The following is a 9,336-nucleotide window of genomic DNA, read 5'->3' as shown; positions in this document are numbered from 1 at the left end:
AGATCAGCAAGGTCTCCGACGAGCTCGCGCAGGATCTCGGCCGCTCGCCGACCGTGGCCGACCTCGCCACCCGGCTCGGGGTGAGCGAGGAGGAGATCATCGAGGGCCTGGACTGCGGGCAGGCATATCGTGCGCTGTCGCTGGACGCCCCGGCCGGCGGTGACGGCGGCAACCAGATCGCCGCCGGCCTGGGCGACCTGATCGGCGCCGAGGACCCGGACATGCAGAACGTGGAGAATCGCGAGGCGCTGCGCCCGCTGCTGGCCAAGCTCCCGGAGCGGGAGCAGAAGATCATCGCGATGCGCTTCCACGGCAACCTGACCCAAACGCAGATCGCGGCCGAGCTGGGCATCTCGCAGATGCACGTGTCGCGATTGTTGGCCGCCGCGCTGCGCACGCTGCGAATCGAGCTGAGCTCGATGGCCGAGCAAGCCAGGTAAGCGGGGGCAACATCGAAGCCGTCGCCCCCCGCACCCGCCCGGGTGCGGGGGCGTCTGTTCAGCTCGCTCCGGCGATGCCGCGCTCCGGCATGGAGCGGCCGCGAACGAATGCGATTGACGTGCCCGGATGTTCCACCAAAGGGTGAAAGCGGCCGTCCATCACCTTCAGTCGTGACATACACGCTACATCGGATAATACCGGGACGGGGACGCGATATCGTCACCTTCCGGCAAGGCGAAGCGGCCGCCGATACGGAGAATGCATGTGCTGACGGTGACACGGCCCAGGACCGGCGACGGCATGACAGGCGAGAGATCTAACGGCGGCCGCACCGGCCGCCGCACCCCGGCTCTACGGGTCGCGTTCGCCCTGCTTCTGGCCTGGCTCGTGCCGCTGGCCGCCCACCCGGTCCGCCTGGATGCGTTACTGCCGGTGCTGGTGCTCGCCGGCACGATGGCGGTGCAGCGCGGCGGCCTCGGACTGCTCGGCCGGTTCGTGCTCGCCTGCGCCCAGCTCTTCGGCGCCGCGTGCGTGTTCGGCCTGGCCATCACGCTCTGGCCGGCCTCGTCCCGCCATCTGCACCCGACCCTGGTCGCGGGCGTCGCCCTGACCGTCCTTGTGCTGATCGCCGCGGCGACGGGCCGCCTCACCCCACCCACGCGTAGAGTCCGGCGCCCCGCCGACGTGCTGCTCGCGATCGTGTTCGCCGGCGTCGCCGTGATCTCGTTGGTGCCGTACACCGCCCGCGACCTCGGCGGCCGCCTCGGCCTGCCGCTCGCGGGCGAGGACATCGCGCGCCACTACCTGCTGTACGACGCCATCGGCCGTACCGGCGGCTACCTGTTCATGCGCCCCGAGGCCCTGCGCCCGTTCGTGCCGGACGGGGAGCTCGAAGGCATCGCGAACTACCCGCAGGGCCTGCACTTCGCGTACGCGGTGCTGGGCCACTTCATCTCCTCGACGACCGGGCGCACCTCGCCCGGCGCCGCCGCCGACGTCATGATCTGGCTGCTCGTCAGCACGTTCCTGCTGCTCGCCCTCGCCGTGCTGTGGGCGGTGCGCCGCCTGGCCGGCCCCGGCGCGTCCGCCGCCCGGCTGCTGCCCGTCCTGCTGATCGCCGCCGCCTGGCTGGTGCTCGGTGACCCGGTCACGGTGCTCTCCCGCGGCTACCCGAACGAGCTCGCCGGCCTCGCCTGCGCGGCGGTGCTCACCGCGATCGTCGTCCGCCCACTGCCACGGCCGGGCGAACAGACCGCGACCGTGGCGCTGCTGCTTATCGGGATCTCGTTCAGCTACCCGCTGTTCCTGCCGTACGGCGGGCTGGTCGCCCTATGGTGGGTCTGGCGCGCGCGGCTGTGGCGGTTCTGGTGGGGCTGGCTGACGGCCGCCCCGCTCGCGGTCGTCACCTCGATCGGGCCGCTGACCGCGATGGCCGCCTCCAGCGGATCGCAGCTGCTGCTCAACGGCACGGCGAGGGTCGTCGACCGCCCGGCGACGGTGGCCCTGCTGGCGCTGGCCGTGTTCGCCGTGCTCGTGCGGCGCGGGCTGCGCGCGCCAAGCCACCGTGCGGCGCTGTTCTCCCTCGCCGTCGCGTTCGCGCTCGCCGCCGGCCTCGGGCTGTATCAAACGGCCGTGATCGATCACCCGGTGTACTACTTCGACAAGCTCCTGCACCTGCTCATCGTGGTCAGCCTGTGCGCGCTCGGCGGCCTGGTCCGGTTCCGGCCTGGGCTCGGCGCCGCGGCACGGGTGGCGATCGCGCTACCGGTCGTCGGCCTGCTGGCGGTCGCGGGTGGCGAATGGCACACCACACCGGTCGCGCCCGGCATCAAACTGGCCATGGGCAAGGACCGTGGCACTCCGGAGTCGGCCCGCGACGCGCTGCTGATGGCCCGGATGTTCCCCGACGGCGGCGGGGCGGTGAACGTCGACCTCATGGGCGGCCCGTGGCGGAACTGGTCGGCGACCCTCGGCGCCGCCGCGCTGCTGCGCCAGTACCGGTACTTCCCGGCCTGGTCGGAGTTTCTGTACCCGGGATCCGCCAGCAGCAACGGCACCATCGAGGACATGGACCGACTCGTGCGGGAGAGCCCGCTGCCCGTCCGCTTCTTCGTGCACAGCCCCGAGGCGAGCCTGCTCGTCGTCGATGGGAGCCGCCCCTACCGGCCGAACGTTCGGCCTGGTCAGCCGCTCCCGGTGGCGTTCGGCGACCCGGCCGCGCCGACCAACATCGCGGCCGCTCGCGCGCTGGCTGCGAAATATCCGACGAAAGTGCAGGTCGTGTACGCTACGCCAGCGAACCCGTAGGACTCCGTGTGGTGGCGCAGCACCGCAACTGAGACGGATTGGTCATCGTGCAAAGACCTGAGGTCAGCGTCGTCATTCCCACCCGCAACCGGCCCGAACTGGTGGTCCGCGCCGTCCGGAGCGCGCTGGGCCAGACGATACGGGAGATCGAGGTCGTGGTGGTGATCGACGGCCCCGATCAAGCGACCGTCGACGCGCTGAGGGCGGTCGGCGACGAACGCATCCGCCCGGTCGAGCTGCCGACGTCCGGCGGCGCGCCGAACGCGCGTAATCGCGGCGTCGACCATGCGCAGGCGGACTGGGTGGCGTTCCTGGACGACGACGACGAGTGGCTGCCGGAGAAACTGGCCACGCAGCTCGAGCGGGCCCACGCCTCCGGGGTGGCGCTGCCGATCGTGGGCAGCCGGCTCTACATGCGCACCCCGCGCGCCGAGCTGATCATGCCTCGCCGAATCCCGGCGCCGGACGAGCCGATCAGCGAGTACCTCGCCGTACGCCACGGCCTGTTCCACGGCGACGGCTTCATCCAGACCTCAACGATCATGGCGCCCACCGCGCTGCTGCGGAAGGTGCCGTTCGCCGACGGGCTGCGCCGGCTGCAGGAGCTCGACTGGACGCTGCGCAGCCTGCAGGAGGACGGCGTCGACCTCATCTACGCCGAGGAGCCCCTCGTCATCTGGTATGCCGACGAGAACCGGCCCCGGATCAGCTTCGACGCGCCGTGGAAGCAGTCGCTGGAATGGCTGCAGCAGACCCGACCGCGGGTCACGCCCCGCGCCTATGCGGCGCTCGCGATGAGCGTGGTCGGCTCGATGGCCGCCGCCAGCCGCAGCCCGCGGGTCTTCTTCGACCTGCTGCGCGAGGCCCGGCGGCACGGCGAGCCGAGCTTCACCGACTACGTCACCTTCCTGCAGGTCTGGCTGGTACCGGCCGGTCCGCGCCGGGTGGTTCGCGACTTCTTCCTCAGCCGCCGCCGGGCCGGGGCGGACGCCGAATGACCGGCTCGAAGGGCCGCGCGGCGGGCGCTGCCGCGGCGATCGTGATCGCGCTGCTGGCGGGCGTCCTGGAGTACACCCGGACGGACTCGATCGGGCAGTCGGCGGCCGCGTTCGCGGCGGGCCTGATCGCGATGGCCGTGGTCGGGCTCGCGCTCAGCCTGCCGGGCCTCACGCGGCAGGGCCTGGTCCTCGGCGGGCTGTTCGTGATTGCCGGCATCCTGACCTGGACCGCGACCAAGCGGCCCGGAATCATCTGGGCGGTCCTCGCCATCGAGGTGGTCGTCTTCGCGGTGTGGGCGTGGCCGTGGCTGCGCTCGGCCCGGTCGCTGTCCCGCCTCGGCACGGCCTGGCTGGGCCTGGCGTACTGGTTCTTCGGCATCCTCGGCGCGGTGCTCGTCGCGCAATGGAAGGTGGCCGGCCAGCGCGTCGCCTACGCGGGCGTGTTCACGCTCGCCGTGCTCGCGCTCATCGCGCTCAACACGACCGCCAAGCGGCGCGGCCGGGACCTGTCGGTCGGCATGGCCGCGGCGATCCTGCTCGGCATCGCGGCCCTGCTCCTCGTCGGCTCCGGCAGCCTGTTCGACAGGGTCCACGCGATCCCGGACAACGCCTCCGCGCGGCTGATGACCGACCGCTTCTGGGGCGGCCCCGGGCTCTACTACCACCCGAACTCGCTGGCCGGCCTCATGGTCGTGGCCGGCATCCGGATCGGCTTCGACCGCGCGATGGCCGCCTGGCAGCGCCTCGGCGTGGCCGCGCTCGCCACGCTCGTGCTGTCCATCAGCAACTCGCGCACCGCCTTCGTCTTCGCCGCGGCCGCCGCGGTCGTCCACCTGGGCCTGGTCCTCTACACCAGCTACTTCAGCGCGAACAAGGCGAAGCGCGACGACGTCGACCGGCTCCCGTCCCGCTCCGGCTGGCTCTCGGTGGGCACCCCGTTCGTGGTGCTGCTCATCGTATTGACGATCAGCAACGGGTCCCAGTTCCTGCTGCGCGACCGGTTCAACAACCAGGGCGACGTCACCAGCGGCCGCACCGACACCTGGCGTCAGGTCTGGGTGGACTGGAAGGATGCCGGCTGGGCCGAGAAGGCCTTCGGCGACGCGCGCACCTCGCGGGCCGTGGTCGAGCGCGTGAACGACGGCAACCCGATCGAGGGCCCGCGCCGCCAGCTCAACACCGACAACGCCGCGGTGGGCGCGTTCCGCCGCGGTGGCGTGTTCGGCGCCGCGGCGTTCGTGCTGGGCCTGGGCCTGCTGGGGTGGCAGGCGCTGCGCCGCCGCCGGGACGGCACGCTGCCCGCCGCCTGGTTCACGATCGGCGCGCTCGCGGTGGTGCCGACGATCGTCACCGAGGACTGGCTGATCGGCGGCACGAACGGCGCGATCTGGCTGCTGCTCGCGGCCGGCGAGGCCCGCACGCTGCTGCACCGCGACGCGCCGGCCGAGGTCGCCCCGGAGCCCGAGCCCGCCGTCTCCTGACCGCCCCCGGCCGCGGCCCGGGAATCAGGGCTTCGGGCGGATCGCGTACGTCACCGAGCCGTGGGTCTGCGGGTTCCACGACGGCGGGATGTAGTTGGCGCAGCCGTTCGGCGGGTCGACGCACAGCACCGCGTCCACCGTGTCGATCGCGGGGGGCGGCATGTCCGCCTGCAGCGACTGCAGCGACACCAGCTCGCTGCCCCGCAGCAGGATCCACCACGGGTACTCCCACGTGTTGTAGCCCTGCAGCAGCCCGACCCGCTTCGCGCCCGAGGACCGTACGGCGTCGGCGGCCCAGACGTAATCCTTGCCCCACTCCGGGCGGCGGATGAAACGCTCGTCCTGCGTGCTCGTGATAAACACCGAGCCGTGGCCGACCAGGCGGCGGGGCCAGCCGTACGAGACGGCGAACACGCCGGCCAGCGCGCCGCCGGCGAGGGCGAGCGCGGTCGCGCCGGCGATCGCGCGCCGGCGGGCGGCGAGGAGACGGTCGACCCAGAGGGCGGCGAGCGGGGTGCCCAGCAGGATGAGAAACACGATGAGCCGGTTGCCCCAGGGCTGCCACTTGACCGTGGTCACGTAGGCGAGCACGGCGATCCAGAACACCGCGGCGTAGAGGCGGGCCGGCGAGCGGCGCCACAGCAGGACGGCGGCGCCGATGAGGATGAGCGTGCCCTGCACCGGCAGCGAGACGCGGTCCTCGTCCGGCGGCCAGGACTCGTACGGGTAGGTCGTGTTCCAGTACGTGATGTCGCGCGCGTCCGGGTCGACGCCGATGGCGTGGGCCAGGCCCCTGATCGGGCCGGCGGCGACCGGGCCGGCCGGGGTCTGCAGCGCGGTCTCGCCGATGCGCAGCGCGTTGATCAGCACCGAGGCCGGGTCGTGGCGCTGCATGGAGATGGAGTCGCGCAGGTGGCCCGGGCCGAGCGGGTGCTCGTACGTGGTCTGCACGCGCCAGAGGAACGGCCCGGAGATCAGCGCCATGATCCCGGCGATGACCGCGGCCTTGGCCAGGACGACGGCCACGGTGAGGGGCACGGCGCGGCCGGCCGGGCGCTGCCGCAGCTGGGCGGCGAACCACACGACGAGCAGCGGGCCCGCCGCGAGCAGGCCGGTCGCCTTGGTCACCAGGGTCAGCCCGGCGGCGGTGCCCATCAGCAGCACCGCGGGCCAGGAGGTGCGCCGGCGCAGCTCGTCGAGGACGAGGGTGGCGACGCTGCCCACCCACAGCGCGGTCACGAGGTCGGTCTGGGTGCTCGTCGCCTCCAGAAGGACCATGGGGATCGTACCGAAGATCAGCGCCGCGACCAGCTGAGCGCGCCGGCCGCCGCCGAGCTGGGCGGTGATCCGCGAGGCGATGAGCACGGCGCCGACGCCGGCCGCGAGCTGGACGAGGTTGTAGAGCGCGTCGCCGCCGGTGAGCAGGCGCAGGTGCAGCAGGATGTACTCCGCGCCCGGCGCCATGGCCAGCTGCCGGTCGATGATGGTCGGGTAGAAGTCCACGCTGCCCCGCGCCGCCCAGTGCTCGACCTTGGGCAGGTGATACGTCTGCGAGTCGAAGTTGTTGGGCGGCGACATCAGGGCGATGACGAGGTCGGCGAGGAACAGCGCGCCGAGCAGGGACGCCATCACGCGCTCGACGCGGGAGGCCTCGCGCCACCGGTCGCGAATGATCGGAAATATTCCGATGAGACGCTTACGTCCGAAATATCCGGTCGCAATCGCCGCGGCGGCCCAGGCGATCGCGATCGTGAGGCGGTTGAGCAGGCCGATTGCCGAGAGCAGCTCGACCAGCAGCACCGCCGCACCGCCGAACACGAGCCCGGCGCGGACGAGCAACAGGCGAGTCGGGGCTACAGGCACCGCGGCAGGGTATCGAACCTTCCTGAGCGCCGGGTCCCAGGCCGCTAAAGACGTTCGACGACTCGCCCTCGACAGCGGTCGCGGGTGTCGAAGATGTACTGCGCGTGCTCCTCCACGAGCGCATAGTCGAGATCGTCGTGATCGGTCAGCAGCACGACCGCGTCGGCCGCCATCACCTCGACGGCGGTCAGGTCGACCAGGGTCACCCCGCCGAGGGCGCCGACGTCGCGCGGCAGCGCGTGCGGCTCGACCGCGCGCACGTCGGCGCCGAGGTCGACGAGCAGCTCCGCGACCGCGCGGGCCGGCGACTCGCGCAGGTCGCCCACGTTGCTCTTGTACGCCAGGCCCAGCAGCAGGATGCGGCTGCCGTTGATCGGCTTGAACCGCGCGTTCAGGCCGGCGGCGAGGCGCTGCACGATGTACCGCGGCATGCCCTCGTTGACGTCGTTGGCCAGCTCGATGAACCGGAAGCGCTGCCCGACCTCCCGCTTGACCTGCCACGACAGGTAGGAGGGGTCGATCGGCAGGCAGTGCCCGCCGACGCCGGGACCCGGGTCGAACGCCATGAACCCGAACGGCTTGGTCGCCGCCGCGCCGATCGCCTCGCGCACGTCGATGCCGAGCTTGTTCGCGACGATCGCCAGCTCGTTGACGAGCGCGATGTTGATGTGCCGGAAGGTGTTCTCGAAGAGCTTGGTCAGCTCGGCGGTCCGCGGCGCGGAGACGGGCACCAGCCGCTCGACGAAGCGCTCGTAGAACGCGCGGGTGGCGTCGAGCGAGCTCTCGTCGATGCCGGAGACGAGCTTCGGCGTGTTCTCCAGGTGCCAGGTCGGGTTGCCCGGGTCGATGCGCTCCGGGCTGTACCCGAGGTGGAAGTCGTCGGGCGTGCGCAGCCCGCTCGCGTGCTCCAGCAGGGGCCGCAGCACCCGCTCGGTGGTGCCCGGATAGGTGGTCGACTCGAGGATCACCGTGCAGCCGGGCCGCAGGTGCGGCGCGATGCGCAGGGCGGCGTGCTCGATGTGGCCGATGTCGGGCACCCCGTCGGTGAGCGGGGTGGGCACGGTGATCGCGCAGGTGTCGAAGCCGGCCGCGTCCCCGTAGTCGTCGCTGGGCCGGTACCGGCCGGTCTCCAGCGCGCGGGCGAGCCGCTCGTCGGAGACGTCCTCGACGAAGGAGAGCCCGGCGCCGAGCGACTTGACGCGGTCGGTGTCGGTGTCGAGCCCGACGACGTCGTCGCCGGCCTCGACGGCGCGGATGGCCAGCGGCAGGCCGACGTAACCCTGCCCGATGATGACGACTTTGCCCATGATCATCCTATCCGGGAACTGTGCGGCCCGCCGGGCGTGCGCACCGACGGGCCGTACTGGATCGCGTGGGATACTCAAAAATCGTTATGTCGGATTGCCTGCGCGGCATGCCGACCGGGAAGGCCCGGCGGCGTCAGTTGCTACGACGGCGAATGCCGCGGCGCGTGATCAGGCCGCTGCCGATCAGGGCGGTCAGGCCCAGCAGGCCCACCACCAGGTCGGCGCCGTAGGTTCGGTGCTCCTCGTGCCGCGCGGCCGGCGCGGCGACCTCGGTGCCCGCCTGGCCCTCGCCGGCCGGCAACTCATTGGACACCAGATGGAACGGCGACCAGCCGTTGCGGAACGGGCCGAAGAAGCCGACCGGCCGATCCCCGCCGTCCCAGTGGCCACGGACGGGGCTGGAGCCCAGCGGCGTGCCGGCGAAGATGTCGTCCGGCCACGGGTTGCGCCAGGCCTGGACGCGTACGGCGACCGACAGCGTCTTGTGCGACTGCGCGCCGGTGACCTTGATGATCGCGTAGCCGGGCATGCCCAGCCGGACCCGGGCCGAGAACCGGCCCTGGCCGTCGGCGCGGCGGTCGCCCTTGACGTTGACGCCCCACGGGTTGTCGTAGCCGCCGGAGTCGCGGGTGATCCGGTACTGGACGCGAATCTGGATCGACTCACCGGCGATGAAGCCGCGCCCCTGCAGGCGCACCGCCTCCCCGGTGGTGATCGAACCCGCGCTCACCCGGATGGCCGGGGCGGGTGCCGGATAAGCCCCCTCGGGGGCGGCCTGTGCGCTGGTCGGCGCGCCGAGCACGGCCGCCGCGACGACGGCGCCGGCGAGGCCGGCGAGTGATGTCAGCGCCGTTCTTTTTCGGGCTCGCATTGGCTCTCCCTCTCCTCTCCCCGGGTTCACCGTAAACCCGCAAATCCCCTCTATAAGGGTGAACTGGA

The 9,336-nt window shown here is 72.0% G+C and carries 7 protein-coding genes; 4 read left to right on the top strand and 3 right to left on the bottom strand.

The window, feature by feature from the left end:
• From ABT297_RS33770 to ABT297_RS33755, 4 genes are all read left to right on the top strand, one after another.
• Window positions 1-440, top strand: a 440-nt coding sequence (locus tag ABT297_RS33770; protein WP_350556529.1) for a sigma-70 family RNA polymerase sigma factor, incomplete at its 5' end; no start/stop codon positions are given.
• Between the two features lie 265 nt (window positions 441-705).
• On the top strand, window positions 706-2,748 hold the full coding sequence (locus ABT297_RS33765) for a hypothetical protein (RefSeq protein WP_350556528.1): 2,043 nt from the start codon (window positions 706-708) through the stop codon (window positions 2,746-2,748).
• A gap of 47 nt (window positions 2,749-2,795) precedes the next feature.
• On the top strand, window positions 2,796-3,746 hold the full coding sequence (locus ABT297_RS33760) for a glycosyltransferase family 2 protein (protein WP_350556527.1): 951 nt from the start codon (window positions 2,796-2,798) through the stop codon (window positions 3,744-3,746).
• Window positions 3,743-5,227, top strand: coding sequence for a hypothetical protein (locus ABT297_RS33755; protein WP_350556526.1), 1,485 nt, complete (start codon window positions 3,743-3,745; stop codon window positions 5,225-5,227). The genes ABT297_RS33760 and ABT297_RS33755 overlap by 4 nt, the downstream gene beginning before the upstream one ends.
• A 24-nt stretch (window positions 5,228-5,251) precedes the next feature.
• Here ABT297_RS33755 and ABT297_RS33750 read toward each other — a convergent pair whose 3' ends face one another.
• The 3 genes from ABT297_RS33750 to ABT297_RS33740 form a co-directional block, all read right to left on the bottom strand.
• The gene (locus tag ABT297_RS33750; RefSeq protein WP_350556525.1) at window positions 5,252-7,090 is read right to left on the bottom strand and encodes a glycosyltransferase family protein; all 1,839 of its coding nucleotides are present in this window, start codon (window positions 7,088-7,090) and stop codon (window positions 5,252-5,254) included.
• A 44-nt stretch (window positions 7,091-7,134) separates the two neighbouring features.
• Window positions 7,135-8,397, bottom strand: a complete 1,263-nt coding sequence (locus ABT297_RS33745; RefSeq protein WP_350556524.1) for a nucleotide sugar dehydrogenase — start codon at window positions 8,395-8,397, stop codon at window positions 7,135-7,137.
• 133 nt (window positions 8,398-8,530) lie between these two features.
• A complete protein-coding gene (locus tag ABT297_RS33740; RefSeq protein WP_350556523.1) occupies window positions 8,531-9,268 on the bottom strand; it encodes a hypothetical protein in 738 nt (245 codons plus the stop codon).
• Window positions 9,269-9,336: the final 68 nt, after the last annotated feature.

Source organism: Dactylosporangium sp. NPDC000555 (genome assembly GCF_040300025.1).
Taxonomy (GTDB): Bacteria; Actinomycetota; Actinomycetes; order Mycobacteriales; family Micromonosporaceae; genus Dactylosporangium.
This window is presented reverse-complemented; position numbering and strand designations above follow the sequence as displayed.